21 protein-coding genes, 1 tRNA gene and 2 pseudogenes are annotated in these 21,166 nt (G+C 61.7%); 13 read left to right on the top strand and 11 right to left on the bottom strand.

The features are described from left to right. The first annotated feature begins 27 nt into the window (after positions 1 to 27). Entirely contained in the window at positions 28 to 720 is a 693-nt protein-coding gene (locus L1K66_RS13550; protein WP_252258332.1) for a site-2 protease family protein, read from the top strand. Here the strand turns inward: L1K66_RS13550 and glpD are convergent. Next, positions 717 to 2,189, bottom strand: coding sequence for a glycerol-3-phosphate dehydrogenase (gene glpD / locus L1K66_RS13545; RefSeq protein WP_252258331.1), 1,473 nt, complete (start codon positions 2,187 to 2,189; stop codon positions 717 to 719). The genes L1K66_RS13550 and glpD overlap by 4 nt on opposite strands. 53 nt (positions 2,190 to 2,242) lie before the next feature. Between glpD and truB the strand changes: the two genes are divergently transcribed. The 4 genes from truB to L1K66_RS13525 all read left to right on the top strand — a co-directional run bounded on the left by truB (position 2,243) and on the right by L1K66_RS13525 (position 6,709). Beyond that, a complete protein-coding gene (gene truB, locus L1K66_RS13540; RefSeq protein ID WP_252258330.1) occupies positions 2,243 to 3,187 on the top strand; it encodes a tRNA pseudouridine(55) synthase TruB in 945 nt (314 codons plus the stop codon). A gap of 12 nt (positions 3,188 to 3,199) precedes the next feature. Continuing rightward, positions 3,200 to 3,469 carry a 30S ribosomal protein S15 gene (gene rpsO / locus L1K66_RS13535; protein WP_034955041.1) on the top strand — a complete coding sequence of 90 codons (270 nt, stop codon included), beginning with the start codon at positions 3,200 to 3,202 and terminating at the stop codon, positions 3,467 to 3,469. A gap of 206 nt (positions 3,470 to 3,675) precedes the next feature. Further along, entirely contained in the window at positions 3,676 to 5,952 is a 2,277-nt protein-coding gene (pnp, locus tag L1K66_RS13530) for a polyribonucleotide nucleotidyltransferase (protein WP_252258329.1), read from the top strand. A 73-nt stretch (positions 5,953 to 6,025) separates the two neighbouring features. Beyond that, complete coding sequence (locus tag L1K66_RS13525; protein ID WP_252258328.1) at positions 6,026 to 6,709, top strand: spermidine synthase family protein; 684 nt, start codon at positions 6,026 to 6,028, stop codon at positions 6,707 to 6,709. Here the strand turns inward: L1K66_RS13525 and L1K66_RS13520 are convergent. Together L1K66_RS13520 and L1K66_RS13515 are read right to left on the bottom strand one after the other, a co-directional pair. Continuing rightward, on the bottom strand, positions 6,706 to 7,659 hold the full coding sequence (locus L1K66_RS13520) for a DUF481 domain-containing protein (protein WP_252258327.1): 954 nt from the start codon (positions 7,657 to 7,659) through the stop codon (positions 6,706 to 6,708). The genes L1K66_RS13525 and L1K66_RS13520 overlap by 4 nt on opposite strands. A 96-nt stretch (positions 7,660 to 7,755) precedes the next feature. Beyond that, a complete protein-coding gene (locus L1K66_RS13515; protein ID WP_252258326.1) occupies positions 7,756 to 8,457 on the bottom strand; it encodes a GcrA family cell cycle regulator in 702 nt (233 codons plus the stop codon). Positions 8,458 to 8,544: 87 nt separating this feature from the next. On the opposite strand from L1K66_RS13515, the gene L1K66_RS13510 reads away from it, so the two are divergent. After that, positions 8,545 to 9,420 carry an ABC transporter permease gene (locus tag L1K66_RS13510; RefSeq protein ID WP_252258325.1) on the top strand — a complete coding sequence of 292 codons (876 nt, stop codon included), beginning with the start codon at positions 8,545 to 8,547 and terminating at the stop codon, positions 9,418 to 9,420. On the opposite strand, the gene L1K66_RS13505 is transcribed toward L1K66_RS13510, so the two are convergent. Beyond that, entirely contained in the window at positions 9,417 to 10,004 is a 588-nt protein-coding gene (locus L1K66_RS13505; RefSeq protein WP_252258324.1) for a hypothetical protein, read from the bottom strand. The genes L1K66_RS13510 and L1K66_RS13505 overlap by 4 nt on opposite strands. A 33-nt stretch (positions 10,005 to 10,037) precedes the next feature. Further along, positions 10,038 to 10,418: a heat shock protein HspQ gene (hspQ, locus tag L1K66_RS13500; protein WP_252258323.1), complete on the bottom strand. Its 381-nt coding sequence runs from the start codon at positions 10,416 to 10,418 to the stop codon at positions 10,038 to 10,040. 176 nt (positions 10,419 to 10,594) lie between these two features. On the opposite strand from hspQ, the gene L1K66_RS13495 reads away from it, so the two are divergent. Further along, a tRNA-Ser gene (locus L1K66_RS13495) sits at positions 10,595 to 10,684 on the top strand. 384 nt (positions 10,685 to 11,068) lie between these two features. On the opposite strand, the gene L1K66_RS13490 is transcribed toward L1K66_RS13495, so the two are convergent. From L1K66_RS13490 to L1K66_RS13480, 3 genes are read right to left on the bottom strand one after another with little or no spacing between them, the layout of a single operon-like run. Further along, positions 11,069 to 12,667 carry a recombinase family protein gene (locus L1K66_RS13490; protein WP_252258322.1) on the bottom strand — a complete coding sequence of 533 codons (1,599 nt, stop codon included), beginning with the start codon at positions 12,665 to 12,667 and terminating at the stop codon, positions 11,069 to 11,071. Continuing rightward, on the bottom strand, positions 12,667 to 13,071 hold the full coding sequence (locus tag L1K66_RS13485) for a DUF2924 domain-containing protein (RefSeq protein ID WP_252258321.1): 405 nt from the start codon (positions 13,069 to 13,071) through the stop codon (positions 12,667 to 12,669). Before L1K66_RS13485 ends, L1K66_RS13490 begins: the two co-directional genes overlap by 1 nt. Beyond that, the gene (locus tag L1K66_RS13480) at positions 13,064 to 13,297 is read right to left on the bottom strand and encodes a DUF3489 domain-containing protein (protein WP_252258320.1); all 234 of its coding nucleotides are present in this window, start codon (positions 13,295 to 13,297) and stop codon (positions 13,064 to 13,066) included. The genes L1K66_RS13485 and L1K66_RS13480 overlap by 8 nt, the downstream gene beginning before the upstream one ends. Before the next feature lie 189 nt (positions 13,298 to 13,486). Between L1K66_RS13480 and L1K66_RS13475 the strand changes: the two genes are divergently transcribed. Genes L1K66_RS13475 through L1K66_RS13465 form a run of 3 tightly spaced genes read left to right on the top strand, consistent with a single transcriptional unit; the run spans position 13,487 to position 15,857 of the window. Beyond that, positions 13,487 to 14,794, top strand: a complete 1,308-nt coding sequence (locus tag L1K66_RS13475; RefSeq protein WP_252258319.1) for a site-specific DNA-methyltransferase — start codon at positions 13,487 to 13,489, stop codon at positions 14,792 to 14,794. After that, positions 14,791 to 15,306: a DUF5681 domain-containing protein gene (locus tag L1K66_RS13470; protein ID WP_252258318.1), complete on the top strand. Its 516-nt coding sequence runs from the start codon at positions 14,791 to 14,793 to the stop codon at positions 15,304 to 15,306. The genes L1K66_RS13475 and L1K66_RS13470 overlap by 4 nt, the downstream gene beginning before the upstream one ends. Beyond that, positions 15,282 to 15,857, top strand: coding sequence for a DUF5681 domain-containing protein (locus L1K66_RS13465; RefSeq protein WP_330221235.1), 576 nt, complete (start codon positions 15,282 to 15,284; stop codon positions 15,855 to 15,857). The genes L1K66_RS13470 and L1K66_RS13465 overlap by 25 nt, the downstream gene beginning before the upstream one ends. 75 nt (positions 15,858 to 15,932) lie before the next feature. Here the strand turns inward: L1K66_RS13465 and L1K66_RS13460 are convergent, their stop codons facing one another. Beyond that, entirely contained in the window at positions 15,933 to 16,406 is a 474-nt protein-coding gene (locus L1K66_RS13460; protein ID WP_252258316.1) for an Lrp/AsnC family transcriptional regulator, read from the bottom strand. Between the two features lie 73 nt (positions 16,407 to 16,479). Between L1K66_RS13460 and L1K66_RS13455 the strand changes: the two genes are divergently transcribed. Next, entirely contained in the window at positions 16,480 to 17,820 is a 1,341-nt protein-coding gene (locus L1K66_RS13455; RefSeq protein ID WP_252258315.1) for an aminotransferase class V-fold PLP-dependent enzyme, read from the top strand. 184 nt (positions 17,821 to 18,004) lie between these two features. Continuing rightward, positions 18,005 to 18,376 (top strand): annotated as a pseudogene (locus L1K66_RS13450) (integrase core domain-containing protein); the annotation flags it as partial. A gap of 171 nt (positions 18,377 to 18,547) precedes the next feature. Here L1K66_RS13450 and L1K66_RS13445 read toward each other — a convergent pair. Then, a pseudogene (locus L1K66_RS13445) lies at positions 18,548 to 18,742 on the bottom strand (transposase); the annotation flags it as partial. A 107-nt stretch (positions 18,743 to 18,849) separates the two neighbouring features. Continuing rightward, positions 18,850 to 19,491, bottom strand: coding sequence for a bifunctional 4-hydroxy-2-oxoglutarate aldolase/2-dehydro-3-deoxy-phosphogluconate aldolase (locus tag L1K66_RS13440; protein WP_252258314.1), 642 nt, complete (start codon positions 19,489 to 19,491; stop codon positions 18,850 to 18,852). 315 nt (positions 19,492 to 19,806) lie between these two features. On the opposite strand from L1K66_RS13440, the gene L1K66_RS13435 reads away from it, so the two are divergent. Beyond that, positions 19,807 to 21,158 (top strand): IS3 family transposase gene (locus L1K66_RS13435; protein ID WP_252258313.1). Its coding sequence is split into 2 segments (ribosomal slippage): positions 19,807 to 20,142 and positions 20,145 to 21,158, totalling 1,350 coding nucleotides; the frame shifts between segments, so codons are not numbered across the junction. Positions 21,159 to 21,166: the final 8 nt, after the last annotated feature.

The raw sequence follows: 21,166 nt of genomic DNA, 5'->3' as shown, positions 1-21,166 counted from the left end.
CCCAGCGCTTCCTATGTGCAACCGCATATGACCGACACCGCGCTGCTCATCATCCTGCTGATCCCGTGCCTGATCGTGGCCATCGTGTTTCACGAGGTCGCGCACGGGATGATGGCAAAGGCGCTGGGCGATCCCACCGCCAGCGAGCGCGGGCGGCTGACGCTGAACCCGCTGCGCCATGTCGATCCGGTAGGAACCCTGCTGGTTCCGGGCGTGCTGTTGCTGGCAGGAGCGCCCGCTTTTGGCTGGGCCAAGCCGGTGCCGGTGAACAAGTACCGCCTGAACAATCCGCGTTTCGGCATGATGGCGGTGGCAGCGGCGGGGCCAGGCATCAACTTCATCCTCGCAGGGCTGGGCGCGGTGTTGATCGGCGTCCTCAGCATCTTTGCGGGCCAGAGTATCCTTGCCGATGACAACACCGTCGGTGTGGCGCTGACGATGTTCCTCTTGATCAACATCTTCCTTGGCCTGTTCAACCTGTTGCCGATCCCGCCGTTTGACGGGTCGCACCTCGTCGGAGGGCTGTTGCCGGCGCGGCTGCGGTTCCAGTGGGAACGATTGCAGCGATACGGGATCGTGCTGATCTTCGCGGTGATCGGATACAGCTGGATGTTCGGAACCGGCTGGCTTGAGGTGACGGTGCTGCCGGTACTCGAATGGGCCATGCGCTTTTACATCGGGATCGCCGACGCGATCGCCTCGCCCTTCATCAGGGGCTAGTCCGCGCGATCAAACCAGTCTTCGATACGCGCCTGTTCGTCATCAGTCAGGTGCAAATACAGTTTTGATCGGCGTTTGAGCACGTCTTCTGCCGTGCGGGCGAATTCCTGCGCTGCGAGATATTCCAGCTCTGCCGCATAGACATCGCCGCCCAGATGCGCGCCGAGATCATTTGTACCCTGCGCCCCGTTCAGAATGGCGTTCATCCGTGTGCCATAGGCGCGGGCGAGCCGCAGGACTGCTTTTTCTGGAAGCCACGGGTATGCCGCGCATTGCCGGGTCACGAAATCATCGAAGCCGTCCGGGGCGATATCGCCGCCGGGGAGAGGCTGGTCCGCAGTCCATGAGGAACCCGCCAGGTCAAGCTTTTCAAGCGCATGCTCGGCAAGCTTGCGATAGGTCGTGAGCTTGCCGCCAAAGATCGAGAGGATTGGCGGGCCGTCACGATCCAGTTCGAACTGGTAATCGCGGGTGACGGTGGAATTCGATGCGGCCTTGTCTTCGTACAGGGGACGCACCCCGGCGTAGCTGGCAACGGCCTGATCGGGAGACACGTCCACCCGCAGATATTCGTTCACCGCATCGCAGATATAGCGCGCTTCGGCATCCGATATGTCGATCCCCGCAGGATCACCTTCGAACAGCACATCGGTGGTGCCAACCAGTGTGAAATCTCGTTCGTAAGGTATTGCAAAGACGATACGATTGTCGCGGTTCTGGAAGATGTAGCAGCGATCATGATCGAACAGGCGCGGGAAGATCAGGTGGCTGCCTTTGACCAGCCGCAGGTTCTCGTGTCGCTCATCCGGCAAGGCGCGGCCCAGCACGGTATCGACCCACGGCCCGGCGGCGTTGATCACTGTGTTGGCGGTGATCTGCCATTCGCCGTCATCGCCCCGGAGACTTGCGGTCCAATGATCGACTGAGCGATCCAGCCTGACGCATTCGGTGCGAGTGAGGATGTCCGCCCCGCGCTCCTTAGCATCCATGCAGTTGAGCACGACGAGACGCGAATCCTCGACCCAGCAATCCGAATATTCGAAGCCGGTGACTAACCTGTCTTCCAGCACCTGCTCGTGCGGCGCCGCGCGAAGGTCCACCGTCTCGGTCGGCGGCAGGAGTTTGCGACCGCCGATATGGTCATAGAGGAACAGACCCAGCCGCAGCATCCATTTGGGCCGCAACCCCTTGTCATGCGGCAGGACGAAGCGCAGCGGCCAGATGATGTGCGGCGCGATGCCGAGCAGCCGCTCGCGTTCGATAAGGCTTTCGCGCACCAGGCGGAATTCGTAGTGCTCCAGATACCGCAGCCCGCCGTGCACCAGCTTGGTCGAGGCGCTGGAGGTGGCGCTGGCGAGATCGTCCTTCTCGACAAGGCACACCGACAGGCCGCGCCCCGCCGCATCGCGAGCGATCCCGGCGCCATTGATGCCGCCGCCGATGATGAGCAGATCGTAATGTTTTTGCATCGCAGCATAAGCAATTGGCGAAAGCGCGGCGGTTTGGCTAGGGGGCAGGGGATATGAGCGAAAAGAAACCCGCCCCGAACGGATGGATCATCCTCGACAAGCCGCGCGGCCTCGGTTCGACGCAGGCCGTCGGCGCGGTCAAGCGGGTCTTGCGCGAAGGTGGCTATGCCAAAGCCAAGGTCGGCCATGGCGGCACTCTCGACCCGCTGGCTGAAGGGGTGCTGCCGATCGCGCTCGGAGAGGCGACAAAGCTTGCCGGGCGGATGCTCGATGCGAGCAAGATTTATGAGTTCACGATCCAGTTTGGCCGGGAGACTGATACGCTGGATACCGAGGGCGAGGTTGTCGCGACTTCTGATGTGCAACCTGGGTTTGGCCCGGTAGAAACTGTTGTCGAGCAGCAATTCACAGGTACGATCGATCAAGTTCCACCAGCCTTTTCTGCCCTCAAGGTTAATGGAAAACGATCCTATGCTCGTGCAAGAGCGGGTGAGAATGTCGATTTGCCGACACGTCGCGTCACGGTAGGGCCTTGGCGCTACATCGAAGAGGGGTTTGTCGGCGAGTTTGACGCAAGCGAGCAATATGCGACGCTCTCTGTGCGAGTCTCCAAGGGCACCTACATCCGCTCTCTTGCACGGGATATCGCGCGCGCCCTTGGAACTGTCGGTCATGTCACCTATCTACGTCGCACAAAGGCCGGTCCTTTCACCGAGGCACAGGCGATTTCGCTGGACAAGTTGAACGAAATCGCTAATGGCGCGCAACTATCTGACCTACTCCTGCCGTTGGAGGCAGGGCTGGACGACATCCCGGCCCTTTCCCTCTCCCAGACAGACGCGCAGGCGGTCCGCCAGGGCCGGGTCTTGTCTGGATTGCCCCAATCATCCGGGCTTTACTTTGCGAAACTGGGCAATGTCCCGGTCGCGCTGGTGGAGATCATGGATGGGACGGCCAAAGTCGTCAGGGGTTTCAACCTTCCCGATGTCGCAGAGTAAGAGAGAAAAGTCATGTCGGTTACCGCCGAAAAGAAGCAAGAGATCATCAAGGACAACGCCCGCATCGAAGGCGACACGGGCAGCCCGGAAGTCCAGGTCGCGATCCTCACCGAGCGCATCCGCAACCTCACCGAGCACTTCAAGTCCAACCACAAGGACAACCATTCGCGTCGCGGCCTGCTGATGATGGTCAACAAGCGTCGCAATCTGCTCGCATACCTCAAGAAGAAGGATGTGGAGCGGTACAACGCCCTGATCCAGAAGCTGGGTCTGCGTAAGTAAGAATTTCACCGGGGCGGCCCTTGATCGGGCCGCTTCGTTTATCTGGCGTTCGCATTCTGCTAGAGCGCCGCAATCAGATCGGCATCCTTCGCAATTCGGTGAAGGGGCCTAGGGGCACAATGGCCCCGCACCGGACCGGGACGGTATCCCCGGAAATTGCAGGCCCCGCCCGGCAATGTGGCCGCGCGGGTTCAGAAGGAATATTCATGTTCGACACGAAAACCGTATCGCTGGAGTGGGGCGGAAAAACCCTCACTCTGGAAACCGGCCGTATTGCCCGTCAGGCTGACGGCGCGGTCCTCGCCACTTATGGCGAAACTGTTGTTCTTTGCGCGGTCACCGCTGCAAAGAGCGTGAAGGACGGGCAGGACTTTTTCCCGCTCACCGTCCACTATCAGGAAAAATTCTCCGCAGCTGGCCGTATTCCGGGTGGCTTCTTCAAGCGCGAACGCGGCGCGACCGAAAAGGAAACGCTCACCAGCCGCCTGATCGACCGTCCGATCCGTCCGCTGTTCCCTGAAGGTTTCTACAACGAAATCAACGTTATCTGCCAGGTCCTGTCGTTTGACGGCGAAACCGAAGCCGACATCGTTGCAATGGTTGCGGCTTCTGCCGCGCTGACCATTTCGGGCGTTCCCTTCATGGGCCCGATCGGCGCTGCCCGCGTCGGCTTCATCGACGGCGAATACGTTCTCAACCCGAAGCAGGACAAGGCTCTCGAAGAAGGCCGCCTCGATCTCGTCGTTGCCGCAACGCATGACGCGGTGATGATGGTCGAATCCGAAGCCAAGGAACTGACCGAGGAAGAAATGCTCGGCGCTGTCATGTTCGCGCATGACGAGATCAAGAACGTCGTGGGCGCGATCATTGAGCTGGCCGAACAGGCTGCCAAGGACCCGTGGGAAATCGACACTTCGGACGACAAGTCCGCGATGAAGGCCGAACTGATGGGCCTGATCGGTGACGATATTGCCGCCGCTTACAAGCTGACCGACAAGTCGGCGCGTTCGGACGCGCTCAACGAAGCGCGTGCCAAGGCGAAGGCGCATTATGCCGATGCCGACGGCCAGACCGCGATGGTCGCCAACAAGCTGGTCAAGAAGCTCGAAGCCGACATCGTGCGCACCGCCATCCTTAAGGACGGCCAGCGCATCGACGGGCGTAAGCTCGATCAGGTCCGCCCGATCGAAAGCATCGTCGGCTTCCTGCCGCGCGCACACGGTTCGGCGCTGTTCACCCGCGGTGAAACGCAGGCGATCTGCACCACCACGCTGGGCACCAAGGACGCTGAGCAGATGATCGACGGTCTTGAAGGCCTGTCGTATTCGAACTTCATGCTGCACTACAACTTCCCGCCCTATTCGGTTGGTGAAGTGGGCCGCTTTGGCGCGCCGGGCCGTCGTGAAATCGGCCACGGCAAGCTGGCATGGCGCGCGCTGCACCCGGTGCTGCCGACGCATGAGGATTTCCCCTACACGATCCGCATCCTGTCGGACATCACCGAATCCAACGGCTCGTCCTCGATGGCGACCGTGTGCGGTGGCTGTCTGTCGATGATGGACGCAGGCGTTCCGATCGAGCGTCCGGTGTCCGGCATCGCTATGGGCCTGATCCTTGAAGGCGATGAATTTGCCGTCCTGTCGGACATCCTCGGTGACGAAGATCACCTTGGCGACATGGACTTCAAGGTCGCCGGTACCGAAAACGGCATCACCACGATGCAGATGGACATCAAGGTTGCCGGCATCACCAAGGAAATCATGGCGAAGGCGCTGGAGCAGGCAAAGGCCGGTCGTGCGCACATCCTTGGCGAAATGGCCAAGGCGCTGACCGGTGCCCGCACCGAGGTTTCCAAGCATGCTCCGCGCATCGAGACGATCCAGATCGACAAATCGAAGATCCGCGACGTCATCGGCACGGGCGGCAAGGTGATCCGCGAGATCGTCGCCGAAACCGGCGCCAAGGTGGACATCGATGACGAAGGCGTGATCAAGATCTCGTCCTCGAACCTTGACGAGATCGAAGCGGCCAAGAACTGGATCCTCGGCATCGTCGAAGAGCCGGAAGTGGGCAAGATCTACAACGGCAAGGTCGTGAACATCGTCGATTTCGGCGCATTCGTGAACTTCATGGGCGGCAAGGACGGTCTCGTCCACGTGTCGGAAATGAAGAACGAGCGCGTCGAAAAGCCGACCGATGTCGTCTCCGAAGGCATGGAAGTGAAGGTCAAGGTTCTCGAAATCGACAACCGCGGCAAGGTCCGCCTGTCGATGCGTGTGGTTGACCAGGAAACCGGCGAAGAGCTGGAAGACACCCGTCCGCCGCGCGAACCGCGTGGTGACAAGCCGCGCGGCGATCGTGGTGATCGCGGTGGCCGTGGCGGCGATCGCCGTGGCCCGCGTGGTGGCGGTCGTGGTCGCGGTGGCAATCGCGATGGCGGCAATGACGGCCCCGCAGCGATGCCCGACTTCCTGAAGGACTAATCCTTCCTTCGTAATGGAACTCAGCAGGCCGCCTGGAGCGATCCGGGCGGCCTGATTGTTTGGAGAACCCGCCATGCTTCCCCGCGAAACCATCGCCACAGCGCAGATCCCTCAAGGAGAGGAACTGACCCTCGTCAGCCACGGCAGCGATTTCATCATCATGCTGGGCCGGGATGAGCTGATGGGTACGCGCATGCGCTTTTCCGAGGAACAGCTTGCGCATCTGACGCTTGCCCGGCTGTCGAAGCCCGCGCCGCGCATCCTGATCGGCGGTTATGGCATGGGCTTCACCTATCGCGCTGCGCTGGAACGACTGCCTGAGCGGGGGCAGGTCATCGTCGCGGAAATTGTGCCGGAAATCCTCGATTGGGCGAAAGGTCCGCTGGCGCATCTGACCGGCGACACTCTCGACGATCCCAAAGGCGAAATCATCCTGTGCGATGTCGCGGCGCTGATCGACGATGCAAATGACGGCACCTGCAACAAGTTCGACGCGATCCTGCTCGATGTCGACAATGGCCCCGATGGCGTGGTGCGCGATGCCAACGACCGTCTCTATACCCGCACCGGTCTTGCCAAGGCTCGCGAAGCGTTGAAGCCGGGCGGAATCCTTGCGATCTGGTCAGCCGCGCCCGATCACAAATTTACCCGCCGCGTAAAAGAGGCGGGCTTTGACGTGGACGTGCAGGAAGTGCGGGCGCGCCCCAACAACAAGGGGCCGCGTCACACCATCTGGTTCGCGGCAAAATCCGCCTAGAAATCGTAGATCAGCGTGATGCGGCTTAGCGTGTCGGTCTGCACCGCGCCCGGAGGCGGGTTGCTGTCGTATTCGATCGCATAGGACAGCCGCGCCGAAAGGCTGCTGTTGATCTTGGCGTTCAGCCCGGTGACGAGATCGAGACTGGTGTTGCTCGAATCGATGATGACTGTCGCCGACCCGCCGGTTTCGGCGACAGCATTGGTGTCATGCGTAAGCTTGAGCCGATCGGTGATGCTCCAGTCGAAATCGACCCCCACCAGTCCGGCGATCCGGCTTTCGCTGCGACCGTCGACGAATTCGGTGACGCGGTACGCGGGGCCGGCTTTCACCGAAAGCTGGATGTCCTCTTCGTCCAGCACCTGATAGCCGATGCCGCCTGAAACCGCATATCGGCCCGAGAACCCCTGAAACCGATCGCGCTCATATTGCGCCAGTGCGTAGACGTAGAAATCGTCGGAGATATTGATGTTGGGTTCGTAGCGGGCGAGGAATTGCTCGCGCGTGGTCACCCCGTTTGCGCGCTGGTAATCGACCCTCGCGGTCAGATTATGACGCCAGTTGATCCCGTCGCGCTGAACCGTCAGCCCGGCGGTGACCCCCGTGTTGGAGGAGTTTCCGGTAGCCTGAAATGCACCGAATTCGCCCTTGCCAGACCAGTTTTCGAACAGTCCGGCGGCCCTGATTTCTTCCTGCTTCTCCTGCTCTTCGGCGGCCTTTGCCGCGGCCAGCTCCGCCAGGACAAAGGCGCGGATCGTCTCGAGCTCCACCGCGTCGTCAGGGTTGGTCGTCAGCGCAAGGTCGATCACCGTTTGCACCTTTGCTTCGTCGCCGGTGGCGACAGCCGCGTCGATCAGGTCGCGAACCGGTTCGGGCAGGGCGGCATTTGCTGCCGAGGGCAATGAGAGTCCCAGGGCAGTCGAAACGACAAAGAAAGGGGTGATGCGCATGAGTGAACTCCTGCGTGTCTCTGGTTCCTGGAAACAGAAAACCACCCGGCTGCGCCATCGCGGGCGCTGGCCGGGCGGGAACGGTCATTCAATAGGTCAGCGGACGCGCGGCCCGCCGAAAGGAAGCGGCGGTGGGGGACGGCGCGCACCACGCGGAAGCTGTGCCTGATAGGCCCGGCCGCAATGTTCGACGCAATAGGGGAAACCGGGGTTCACCGTTTCTCCGCAGAAATGGAAATCGGGTTCGCCCGGATGGCCCATCGGCCAGCGGCAAACCTTGTCCGACAGATCGAGCAGGCTTGTCTTGTCGGCGATTTCAGGGCTTGGCTTGGCCGGAACCAGCCGCCGCGGCGGAGCAGGGGGAATCGGTGCCTGCTGGTCGCCCGGGCCTTGGCGCAGGAACCCGCCGGGGCCGACCGAAACGATCTTTGGAAGATCTGGCGTGGGGTTGGGCATGGGCTGCGAATTGCCGTCCTTCGCCGGTGCCGTATCCGCCTTGGCCACAGGTGCTTCCGGCGCGCTTTCGTTTTCGGCAGCAGCAGGCTTTGGCGACGGCTTGGGCGCGGGTGGTGCCGCTTTCTTCGCAGCGGGCGCAGGCTTGGCCGCCGGTTTCTTCGCCGGCTTCTTCTTGTCGTTCGCCTTGACCGGTGAAGGGCGTGATTTCAGGCCCAGCCGGTGAGCTTTGCCGATCACCGCGTTGCGGCTGACCCCGCCCAGTTCCTCGGCGATCTGGCTGGCAGTCGCGCCGCCTTCCCACATCTTCTTGAGCGTAGCGATCCGCTCATCAGTCCAACTCATGTTAATCCGTTCTCCGTTCGGCCAACGACCGTCTGCCCCAAGATAGGCAGCTTGTCACATCATGCCAGAGGGCTTACGCGCCCAATCATGGCAGAAGAGATTTCAGCAAACCCTGTTCCCATACAGAAAGACACCGGGGGGAACACCCGTTTTTCCCCGCGCGGACAGCCAATCATCACCGGCGTCAACCGCATCGGGTTGTTCGCCCTCTATATGAAGGAGGTGCGGCGGTTTCTCAAGGTGCAGACGCAGACGATCTGGGCGCCGGCAGTAACGACGCTGCTGTTTCTGGTCATCTTCACTGTCGCGCTGGGCCGTGAAGGGCGCGAAGTGCTGGGCGTCCCGTTCGCCAGCTTTGTTGCGCCGGGCCTGATCGTCATGGGAATGATGCAGAATGCCTTTGCCAATTCGTCCTTTTCGCTGCTCTCGGGCAAGATCCAGGGGACAATCATCGACTTGCTGATGCCGCCGCTGTCGTCGGGCGAATTGATGGCAGGCATCGTCGCCGCAGCCGTGACCCGCGCCATTGCCGTGGGCTGCACCGTGGGGCTGGCGATGGTTTTGTGGCCCGGCGTCAGCCTCGCAATCGAACATCTCTGGGCGATCATCTGGTTTGGACTGATGGGATCAATCCTGCTGGCGCTGCTCGGCCTTGCGACATCGGTGTGGTCGGAAAAATTCGATCACAACGCGGCGATCACCAATTTCGTCATCGCCCCGCTGTCGCTGTTGTCCGGCACGTTTTACGTGATCGAAAACCTCGCGCCGGCGTTCCAGGCGGTGAGCCGCGCCAATCCGTTCTTCTATGTGATTTCGGGCTTTCGCTATGGCTTCCTTGGCGAAAGCGACATCGGATCGCACGGTGACGTTGTGATTGCCGCCGCAGGACTGGGCGCGCTCAATATTGCGATCGCAATTGCGGTTTACGCGGTGCTTAAATCGGGTTGGAAGCTGAAAAGCTAATCGCGCTGGCTCAATTCGAGTACCGCCGCATAGGCGCCTCGAATGTCGTCAACCCGGCCAAGGGTCATCTCGGTGGTACGGCGACCATTTACGCCCATGATCGCCCCGGACAGCGCGATTTCGACGGATCCGGTGCCGTCGCCGCTTTCCCTTCGCACGATATCGCCAATCCGGCTGGCAGGGATCGATTTGACCGTCAGATCGCGGCCCATTTCCAGTTGCAGCACACGCTGGTTGGTCACCGCGAACAGGATTCTTCCGCGCTGGAAATAGGGTACGAAAGGCATTGCCAGCATGCCGAGCCCGATCAGGATGAAGGGTGTGCCGAACAGCGGGAAAGCCCAACCGAGGATCCCGACGGAATCGTCCGTGGCGACTGTCGCCAGCGATGCCATCGCGGTCCAGAACAGTGAGAATGCCGTCCAGGGAATCGCAAACAGCCAGATTGCAAAACCTTTCGGCTCAATCCGGGCCAGCTTCATTGCCTGCCAGGCGACTTCCTCGCCATCGCGCATTTCATGTGTCAGCGCGAGTTCAAGGCGCTGGCGGACGGAGCCATGGGTGAATTGCGGATTGCTGGACATGGATTGCGCTCCCCCAAGCGCAGTTCGCTTGACCTAGTGCGTCAACGACCGGCGCATGCGATAGCGCCCGTCCCTGAATTGCTCGAACAGCTGGGCCACTCTGGGATGATCCACCGGCCCACCGCTCGCATCAGCGATCAGATTGCCCTGACTGACATAGGCGACGTAGCTCGAATCGTCGTTTTCCGCGAGCAGGTGGTAAAACGGCTGATCGCGCGGCGGGCGGATTTCCTCCGGGATCGACTGATACCATTCCTCGCTATTGGCGAAGACCGGGTCGATATCGAAGACCACACCGCGGAAATCGAAATATTTGTGCCGCACAACATCACCAATCCCGAAGCGGCTCCGCGAGAGGCGGGGTGCGTTGATGGTGCGTCCGGCTTGATTGGAGAAAAAGTGAGCGCGTTCCATACGTCGAAATATGGACGTGCTGGCCGCCAAAACAAGGGAATTGGCATGCAGGCTGCGAGATATGCACGCATTTTGTCCCAAGAGAGGTCTTGGCAAGCGCCGGGCACTAGGCTAACGGGCGCGCTCGCAATCCGACCGGGGTGGCCTTGCTACCCGCTATTGCGCTTCATCTACGCGGAGAGGTGGCAGAGAGGTCGAATGCGCCGCACTCGAAATGCGGTATACGGGTAACCGTATCGAGGGTTCGAATCCCTCCCTCTCCGCCACCCACCCCCAGCACTAGTCTCTGGTTTCAGGGACCTTCGCAAACCGCCGGAAACAGGAGGGTTTTCGCGTCCTAATCCTTAACACCCGCATCATTCGAGCTGTCTCTGGAGCCGTATCAGGGACCATTTCGAGGCACCGTCTCTGGCCTTGCGAACATCGGTTCGGTTTGGGCGGATTGCCCTGTTTAGCAGGGGAAGAACAGGGAATTTTGCAAATTTGAGGCCCAAAACAGGCGATTTCGGGCGAATCCTGAGTGCGTTGCCAAGATAAACCCACGACTTTTCCGTGTCTTACGCGCCCAGAATCGGGGTTTCCCTGTTCTTCGACGGAACAGGGAATTTAATCGCCTGTAACAGGGGCTTTAATGGCCGGTATCAGGGTGTTTACTCAGCAGAACAGGCAGTGTTCGCTTCGCCAAATCCCAGCGCCTTGCGCTGCTCGGACCAGGCCAGCGGGATCGCTGTTTTCTTGATCGTCTCGAGGTTGAGATGAAGCGGCTGGCGCCCTTCGAGGATTGCGCGCTGGATGTCAGGCGCGAGGAAGGCGAGCCGCAGGATGTTGCGATCGTAGGGTGAGCCTGGCGACGCATCCAAGACCGGAAAGCTCCGTTCAGTGCGCAGCATGGCGTGCGCTTTTCTGAGAGCAGCGATCAGCACTGGATCGGGTTGTGGCGGCCTCGATGCAGCTGGCACGATCTTCTGCTTGCTGCCGCGCGTTGCAAACCGGATCGGCAACAGGATGGTGATCAAGTCGGAGGTGCGATCAATGATGGTCTCCTCATCGCCTAGCCGCGCGGAGAGTTTGGCAGCAGACACATTGCCAATGCTGACCTGCAACCCTCGCTTACTGATGCAGACAGAGTTGAGGTTCGCCAACGGATCGCCAGTCTGAGGGACCCATCGCAGCATCGCGCCTGCAACAATCCGTTCGATCTCTGGCGCCGACACGCGCTGCACGAGTTCGGCATCAGTTGGTCGCGAGCCTTGCTGGAGTGAGGCCGATACGTAGTAGCGGTACGTCCGACCCGACTTCCCTCGCGAGGTGGTTGGGCTCATCGGCTCGCCAGCGGCATCGAACAGCTTGCCGGTGAGCGGTGCCTTGATGCTGCGGCTGGTGGCCTTGGTGCGATGCCGCCTCACCTGCGCATCGAGTTTGGCCTGCGCCTGATCGAACAGATGAGTGTCTACGATCACGTCATGCTCGCCTTCGTAGACCTCACCTTTGTGGGTGATCTGGCCCAGATAGACCCGGTTGCGCAGCAGGTGGAACAGCGCGCCGCGACTGAACGGCAGCCCGCCCATCCTGCGCCCCTTGGCGGTGACATGGAGCTTGGAATGAATGCCGTTCGCCTCGAGGTCGCGCTGCAGCGCATGAACCGAGCCCAGTTCAAGATAACGAGCGAAGATGTGGCGCACGCGCTCTGCTTCGCCTGCATTGACCTTGAGCGTCCTCGATCCGTCTGTCGGTGGATCATAGCCCAGCGGCGGAACACCGCCCATCCACATGCCCTTGGCCTTGGATGCGGCGATCTTGTCGCGGATGCGCTCGCCTGTGACCTCACGCTCGAACTGCGCGAAAGACAGCAGCACGTTGAGCATCAGCTTGCCCATCGAGCCGGTGGTGTTGAACGACTGGGTGACCGAGACGAAGCTGCACTCGTGCTTCTCGAAAATCTCGACGATGCGGGCGAAGTCGGCAAGGCTGCGGGTGAGCCGGTCGATCTTGTAGACGACCACGATGTCGATCCTGTCTGCCTCGATATCGGCGAGTAGCGCCTGCAATCCCGGCCGATCGGTGTTACCTCCAGAGAACCCGCCGTCATCGTAGTGGTCGGCAAGTGCCTCCCAGCCTTCGCTCGTCTGGCTCAGGACATAGGCTTCGCAGGCCTCGCGCTGGGCGTGGAGACTGTTGAACGACTGGTCGAGACCTTCCTCGGAAGACTTGCGGGTGTAGATCGCGCAGCGCTTTGTCTTGCTGCCCATCAACCGTCTCTTAGCCCGAAGAACCGCGGTCCGTTCCAGCGTGTGCCCGCAATCGCGGTAGCGGCAGCCGAGAGGCTGGGGAATAGCTGGTCATTCCAGCGAAACCCCTTCTCCTCGACCACCACGGTAACCTCGCGGCCCTTCCAGATGCGAGTAAGCCGTGCGCCGACACCGAGGTGTTTGCCTTCGGGCTGGACGGGGCCCGAGCGGGCAAGCGCCTTGCGGGTCTCAGCATCCAGTCCGCCCGATGCCTGCGCCTGAACACGCCACGCCAGCATCTGTCGCATGATCGGTTCGGAACGCAGCGGTGGAGGGGCGCCGTAGCGCTCCCTCCAGAGAATGCGCAGGCCTTCAAGGTCGAGCGTCTCAATCTCGGCGACGAGCATCTCAACCCGATCACTCACCGGATGTCTCCACGATGCGATAACGTCGCGTGCCGTCGATCTTCTCCGATGCGATCGTGTGGCCGCGCTTCTTCATTGCGCCCGCCAGTGCGCCGCGCACCGAGTGCTGCTGCCATCCGGTCGCCTTTGTCATCTCGGCTATGCTCGCGCCGTTCCTGCGCTTGAGCAGCTTCTCAAGCGTGTCGAGCTTGGTTGCCGGCTTCTTGGTTGTGGTTGTGCTGGTCATGTCTGTCTCCGGTTCGTGCAGTGGCCGGGATGGCCGCCGCTACCGGGACAAGCCCGGCTCACCGGGCGCGAGTCACACCAATGCTCTCAATGAGGGTACAGTCCAGTCGAAATGCACCTATCCACCGCCTGTGCATAAGCCGTGCGTAGTGATCTTCGATTCCAAAGGTGATCCTGATATGTTCCACTTATGAGCAACCTCTCCCCGGCGGCAGCCCCCTCTGCCGATCGCACGCTCGAAGTGGTCTACAAGGCCCCAGGCGAGCTCGTCCCCGACCCGCGCAATGCGCGCACGCACTCGAAAAGGCAGATCGAACAGATCGCGCAGTCGATCCGCGCGTTTGGGTTCACCAACCCGATACTCGCCGATCCGGATGGCCACCTCATCGCGGGGCACGGCCGATTGCGCGCAGCGAAGGAGATGGGTCTGGCGGCGGTCCCCGTCATCGCGCTCGATGGGTTGAGCGAGCCGCAAAAGCGGGCGCTCAGGCTTGCCGACAACAAGATCGCGCTAAATGCGGGCTGGGACACCGAGATACTCAAGCTGGAACTGGCTGAGCTATCGCTACCCGAGATCGACATAGACCTTGGGCTGACGGGCTTCAGCCCCGGTGAGATCGATGTGGTGTTGGCCGAGAGCGATGATCCCGATGACGAGGTGATCCCTGCGGTGCCGGAGAACCCGCGCGTGCAGACTGGCGACATCTGGCAGCTTGGCGAGCATCGGGTCGCTTGCGGCGATGGGCGCGATGTCGTGTTCCTCAAGCGTCTGGTTGGCGAGGGCGAGGAGATCGACTGCGCGTTCCTCGATCCGCCTTACAACGTGAAGATCAATGGCCATGCCAATGCCAAGGGTCGTCACCGTGAGTTCGCGATGGCTTCGGGCGAGATGAGCGAGGGCGAGTTCCGCACCTTCCTCACAGACACGCTCGGTGCCTGCGCCAAGGTCTCTCGCGCTGGTGCGGTCCACTTCGTGTGCATGGACTGGCGGCACATGGACGATGTCACTGCATCGGTCTCCGGGATCTACGATGACCTCCTCAACATCTGTGTGTGGAACAAGAGCAATGCCGGGATGGGCTCGCTCTATCGTTCCAAGCACGAGATGGTGTTCGTCTACCGCGTGGGTAGTGCAGCGCACACCAACAATGTCGAGCTCGGCAAGCACGGTCGCAACCGCACCAACGTCTGGGACTATCCGAGCGTCAACTCGATGAAGGGCTCGCGCCGCGAGGACCTGGCACTGCACCCGACCGTCAAGCCGGTGGCGATGGTGGCTGACGCATATTGTGACGTGACCAGGCAGGGCGAACTCGTGCTCGACATCTTTCTTGGCTCGGGCACCAGCCTGATCGCGGCCGAGCGGGTGGGGAGACGGTTCCGCGGGCTCGACATCGATCCGGCCTATGTTGATCTCGCCATGCAGCGCTGGAGCGATCTCACCGGCAAGGAGCCCGAGCTGATCCACCGCGAAAACGAAGCGGAGGCAGCGGCATGAGCGACACACGGTTCCAGAAGGGTCAGTCCGGCAATCCGAAAGGCCGGCCACCCAAGCCGCGCCGACCCAACATCTCCGCGTTCGAAATCGTGCTCGACAAGCGGCTTACCACAACGGTCGGTGGCAAGGAGCGCGAACTGACGGTTGAGGAGGTGCTGCAGCAGCAGACATTGAAGGATGCGCTCGCGGGCAAGCGTATGGCGATCCGCAAGATCCTCAAGATGATCGAGAAACGCGAGGCTGCGCTGGCGAAGAAGGCGAAGCCGCGCTCCCGCCCGATCGAGACCGTGATCCATCACTGCGCCGACAACGCCAACGAGGCGATGCGGCTTCTTGGCATTGCAGACCCTGATCCCAACCATCCCAATCGCTGGAAGGTCAATGCGTGGGCAACACAGGCAGCGCTCAGCCGGCCCGGCCGCAAGAAGTTTAGTCGAATGGATGTCGAGCAGATCAGGTTCTTCACCAATGATCCTGACATGCTGCAATGGCCGCGGGGTCGGATCGCATGAGCGAGCCCGACCCCATAGGATATCGGAAGCCGCCTGCGACCACCCGGTTCCGCAAAGGCCAGTCCGGCAATCCGCGCGGACGTCCGAGGAACCGGAGACGCGAGATGCCTTATGACACAGTCCTCGGGCAGATGGTCACGATCCGCGAGGACGGGTGCGAGCGACGGGTGACCGCCGCCGAGGCGTTCCTTCTGCAGTTGACCCAAAAGGGACTGGCCGGGGACAGTGCAGCGGCGCGAGCCTCGCTCGATGCGATCGAAGGCGCGCGGGCGGCTCACCCCGAGAGCTGCAACGGTCCGACCAGGATCATCTGGAAGTGCGTCGACTCAGGAGTGGACGCGATAATCGGCGACCTCGGGATCGCGCGGCTCAAGTATCCGACCGACCAGGCGCGGGTGCGCTGGGAACTCAATCCGTGGATCGTCGAGGCTGCCCTTACCCGTCTCGGGGACCGCAAGCTGAGCAACGATGAACAGCGCGAGATCTGGAACGCCACCCGCACGCCGCATAAGGTCCGGTGGCCGGGGTGGTGGAGATACCTTGGCCAATGACCGCTTTGCGCCGGGTAAAGCCATCGAACCGGTGGGTATGACATCTCGAAAGCGGACAATCGAGCGTAGCACGCGTCAGGTCAGCACCACCGGCTTGGCGCTGATCATCTCCTCCATGACGAAGTGCCCGGTGACCACCGACAGGTCGAACCCGTCGACCAGGTTCTGGTAGAAGCGGTCGTATCCGGCGATGCCGCGGGTGACGACCTTGATGAGGTAATCCCACTCGCCGCCAATGCGGTAGAGGTCGACCACGCCGGGAAGGCGCTCGACATGGGCCTTGAAGCGGTCGGCCCAGTCCTTGGAATGGTGCGGCGTCTTGATCATCACCATGACAACCAGATCGAGCCCGAGGCGGGCGAGGTCGAGCTCGGCACGCTGGCCGAGAATGACACCCTCCGCCTGCAAGCGCTGGAGCCGCCGCCAGCAGGCGTTCTGCGACAGGCCGACCTTGTCGGCGAGCGCGCGCTGGCTGAGCGAGGAATCGGCCTGCAGCGCGGCGAGGAGCTTTCGATCGATGCGGTCGATTTCGAGGATTTCAGTGGTCATATGACACGCGTCATAGCCGATTTTGCCCGAAACAGGTGCTGATATTTGATCGAGGCCGCGCGATTATCCTCGCATGATCGATGCAGCCCCCACCCGCACTGCCGCCGCGCTTTCGCTTTTCGATGCCTTCCGCGCCGGGATCGAGGCCGCGCTCGCTGCGGGCACGCTGGCAAAAGACGTGATCGGCAAGGGGCTGGTGTTCGAAGGGCCGTGCGGTCCGGTGCGTATGATCTACGCCGATTACGCCGCCTCGGGCCGTGCGTTGATGCAGGTCGAGCGCTTCGTGATGGAAGAAGTACTTCCAGTCTACGCCAACCCGCACACGCAGGCTTCGTTCTGCGGGCGCTCGATTAACCTCCTGCGCTGCTGCGCCCGCGAGGAGATCGCGCGGTTCTGCGAGGCGGGCAAGGAAGACGCGGTCATCTTCGCCGGTTCCGGCGCGACGGCGGGCATCCAGAAGCTGGTGCGCCTGTTCGGCGCCGACCGGCTCGATGCGGAAGGGCGCAGGCCCGTGGTGCTGGTCGGACCTTACGAACACCATTCCAATCTCCTGCCATGGCGCGAGAGCATGGCAGACGTGATCGAACTGCCCGAAAGCCCGTCCGGCGGGCCCGACATGGCCGAACTCGAAGCGAGCCTTGTCGAACACTCCGGCAGGCACATCATCGCCGCCTTCTCGGCCGGATCGAACGTGACCGGCGCGCTCACCGACATCGCCGCCGTCTCGCAGGCGGTGCAGGCGCATGGGGGGCGCGTAATCTGGGACTATGCCGGAGCCGGGCCCTATCTTCCCATGACCATGCGCCCGGCGGCGGATGCCCATATCGATGCTCTCGTCACCTCGCCGCACAAGTTCGTCGGCGGGCCGGGTTCCTCCGGGCTGCTCGTCGTGCGACGCGAGGCGGTGATGATGGATACGCCCTCGGCACCCGGTGGTGGGACGGTGAGCTTCGTCACCCCGGAGAGCCACGATTACCTCGCAGATCTCGCCGCGCGCGAGGAGGCGGGGACGCCCAACGCCATCGCCGACATCCGCGCCGCGCTCGCGATCATCGTGCGCGATTGCATGATGCGTGCCGGGCTGGATGCGCGTGCCGAGAAGCTGCGCCGGGCGGCGCTCGAACGCTGGCGCGCGAACCCGCTGATCGAGACCCTCGGGCCGGATCACGATGCGATGCTCCCGATCGTCTCGTTCCGCGTGCGTGACGGCAGGGGCGGCCTTGTCCATCACCAGCTCGTCACGCGCATCCTGTCGGACCGCTTCGGCGTGCAGGCGCGCGGCGGCTGCGCCTGCGCGGGGCCCTATGTCCACCGCCGGCATTGTCAAAGCGATGGCGGCGGATGGGCCTGGCTGCTAGCTGGAGCAGATGAACAAAGCCAAGAATCCGTTCCGCTACTTCCACTCATCACCTGAAGTCATCCGAATGGTTGTGATGCTTTATGTTCTGTATCCACTGAGCTTACGCAATGTTGAGGATCTGCTGTTCGAACGCGGGATAGATGTCTGTCATGAGACCGTGCGGCTGTGGTGGAACCGCTTCGGGCCCATGTTCGCCGCCGACATCAAGCGGCAGCGGATTAGTAGAATGAAGGGCTACACCCGGGAGTGCGTGCGCCTGATCGCCGACACGTCGATCTCGGGCGCACGGGTCGGGCGTGAACTCGATGCAGCGGTGTTCGAGCGCATGGCAAGGCCCCACACCATCGTCAGCGATAACGGCACCGAACTGACCAGCATGGCGATCCTGCGCTGGAGCAAGGAGCGCAACGTTGAGTGGCACTACATCGCGCCGGGCAAGCCCTACCAGAACGGGTTCATCGAAAGCTTCAATGCGCGCCTGCGCGATGAGTTCTTGAACGAGACGATCTTCACCAGCCTCGCTCATGCCCGCCAGGAACTGGAAGCCTGGCGGCACGACTACAACCACTTCCGGCCCCACTCGAGCCTCGGGAACAGAACCCCGGCCGAGATCGGGGCAGGATCAAGCGGCAAACCGTATTGGGGGCATGCCCCCAATACGGTTGTTGCCATCACGCCCGGCGAAGGGCATCAAAACGGCCCAAGGCTCTACTCGTAGATGGTAGAAACTTCGGGCTCAGACCAAGACGAGTTAGCGTCGGACTGACAGCACACAGCACCCCTTGGACCAGGTGTAGTACAGGCTCTGGGCAATGCCTTCCTTGCGGCACAGCTCCGCAATGGAGTCATCACCGTGCAGGCCTCCCAGCACGATCCGGATTTTGTCCTCTGCAGAGAAGTGCCAGCGGGTCTTGCGGCGGATGTCCTTCACCACCTGTTCGGCAGGCTTTTTGGACCTTGAGGATTTGGGCTTCAGCTTCGTTCCTTCGTCACTACGACGAAGCCCAAATCCCCCTTAAATCACAACCTCAAATCTGTGCCATAAACGATGACGGGGGACAGGCGACGGATCCGGTAACGAATTTATCCGCGCGCCTGCCGGGCGATGTCCACCGCTTCGCGGGCCAGCGCCGTAACCTGCGCATAATCGCCCGCGTCAATCGCGTTAGCCGGGGTCAGCCAGCTGCCACCGCACGCAATGACGCTGGGGACAGACAGGAATTCGGGAAGGTTGGCCGCCGATACGCCGCCCGTGGGCATGAACCGCATTTCGCCAAACACCGAGCTGAACGCCTTTAGCATCGGTACTCCACCGGCAAGGCTCGCCGGGAAGAATTTCACCTTGCGCAGGCCCAGCGCATAGGCGCGCTGCACCTCGCCGGCTGTCATCGTGCCGGGGAAGAACGGGATGCCTTCGTCGATGCAATAGCGCGCGATTTCATCGACGAGGCCAGGCGAGACGATGAACTGCGCCCCGCTCGCCACCACCGATTTCGCCTGATCGAGCGTGAGCACGGTGCCCGCGCCGACGATCAGCCCCTCGGTCTGGTCAAGGATCGCTTCCATCCCCGCCTGCGCGCCGGGGCTACGCATAACCACCTCGATCACGCTTAGGCCGCCGTTGGCCAGCGCCTGAGTGGTCTTCACCGCGCAGTCCGGGTCGTTTTCCCCGACCAGCGGCACCACCGGAGCGGCGGCGAGGCGTTGTTCAAGAGCATCCATCATCAATTCTATCCCGTCTATCCATCCAGCCGCATGACATCGCGTGCCGGAGTGCCAAGCGGGCTGAGCGGACGGGGCACCAGAGCAGGCACCGGCTCATTCGCTATCCGGTCACGCAACAGCGCGATAGCCGCCTCTAGCTGCGCATCGCCGCCGTTGAAAGTGGCGTGCGGCGGATTTTCGACCTCGTAATCGGGTGCGATGCCGTATCCTTCGACGATCCAGTTGCCGTTTGTCCCCCGTCATCGTTTATGGCACAGATTTGAGGTTGTAAGTTAAGGAGGATTTGGGCTTCGTCGTAGTGACGAAGGAACGAAGATGAAGCCCAAATCCTCAAAGTCCAAATTGCCGGCCGAACAGGTGGTGAAGGACATCCGCCGCAAGACCCGCTGGCACTTCTCTGCAGAGGACAAAATCCGGATCGTGCTGGGAGGCCTGCGCGGTGATGACTCCATTGCCGAGCTGTGCCGGAAGGAAGGCATCGCCCAGAGCCTGTATTACACTTGGTCCAAGGAGTTCATGGAGGCCGGCAAGCGCAGGCTTGCTGGCGATACGGCCCGTTCTGCGACCACTGACGAGGTGAAGGATCTTCGCCGCGAGGCCCGCGATCTGAAGGAATGCGTAGCCGATCTCACCCTGGAGAACCGCTTGCTCAAAAAAAGCATGATCGCGGATGGGGGAGACGACGAATGAGGTATCCTGCATCCGAGAAGCTGGAGATCATTAAGCTGGTTGAACAATCGCACCTGCCCGCCAAGCGCACGCTGGACCAGCTCGGCGTGGCAAGGCGCTCTTTTTACCGCTGGTATGACCGCTTCCTTGAAGGCGGACCGGAGGCACTGGCAGACCGGCCATCTGCGCCAAGCCGGGTGTGGAACAGGATCGCGCCCGAGGTGCAGGATCAGATCGTCGAGATGGCGCTGGAACAGACCGAGCTGTCTCCGCGTGAACTGGCTGTGCGCTTCACCGACGAGAAGCGCTACTTCGTGTCGGAAGCCACGGTTTACCGCCTCTTGAAGGCCCATGATCTGATCACCAGCCCGGCCTACACGGTGATCAAGGCGGCAGAGGCGTTCCACACCAAGACCACTCGGCCCAACGAGATGTGGCAGACGGACTTCACCTACTTCAAGATCATTGGCTGGGGCTGGATGTATCTGTCGACCGTGCTCGACGATTACTCGCGCTACATCATCGCCTGGAAGCTGTGCACGACGATGAAGGCTGAAGACGTCACCGACACGCTGGACATGGCGTTGGCCGCCTCAGGCTGCGAGCACGCCAATGTACTGCACAGGCCGCGCCTGCTCAGCGATAACGGTCCCAGCTACATCGCCGGTGAACTTGCCGACTATCTCGACGGCAAGCACATGGACCATGTGCGCGGTGCACCCTTCCATCCGCAGACCCAGGGCAAGATCGAACGCTGGCACCAGACGCTCAAGAACCGCGTGTTGCTGGAGAATTACTTCCTGCCCGGCGATCTCGAACAGCAGATCGAGGCCTTCGTCGAGCACTACAACCACCAGCGCTACCACGAGAGCCTCGACAATGTGACGCCCGCCGATGCCTACTTCGGCAGGGCACCTGCCATCATCAAACGACGTGAAAGGATCAAGCAACAGACCATCGAATATCGGCGCTTGCAACACCGCAAGCTCGCCGCCTAAACATCAAT

It is taken from the genome of Erythrobacter aurantius (genome assembly GCF_023823125.1).
Lineage (GTDB): Bacteria > Pseudomonadota > Alphaproteobacteria > Sphingomonadales > Sphingomonadaceae > Erythrobacter > Erythrobacter aurantius.
This window is presented reverse-complemented; position numbering and strand designations above follow the sequence as displayed.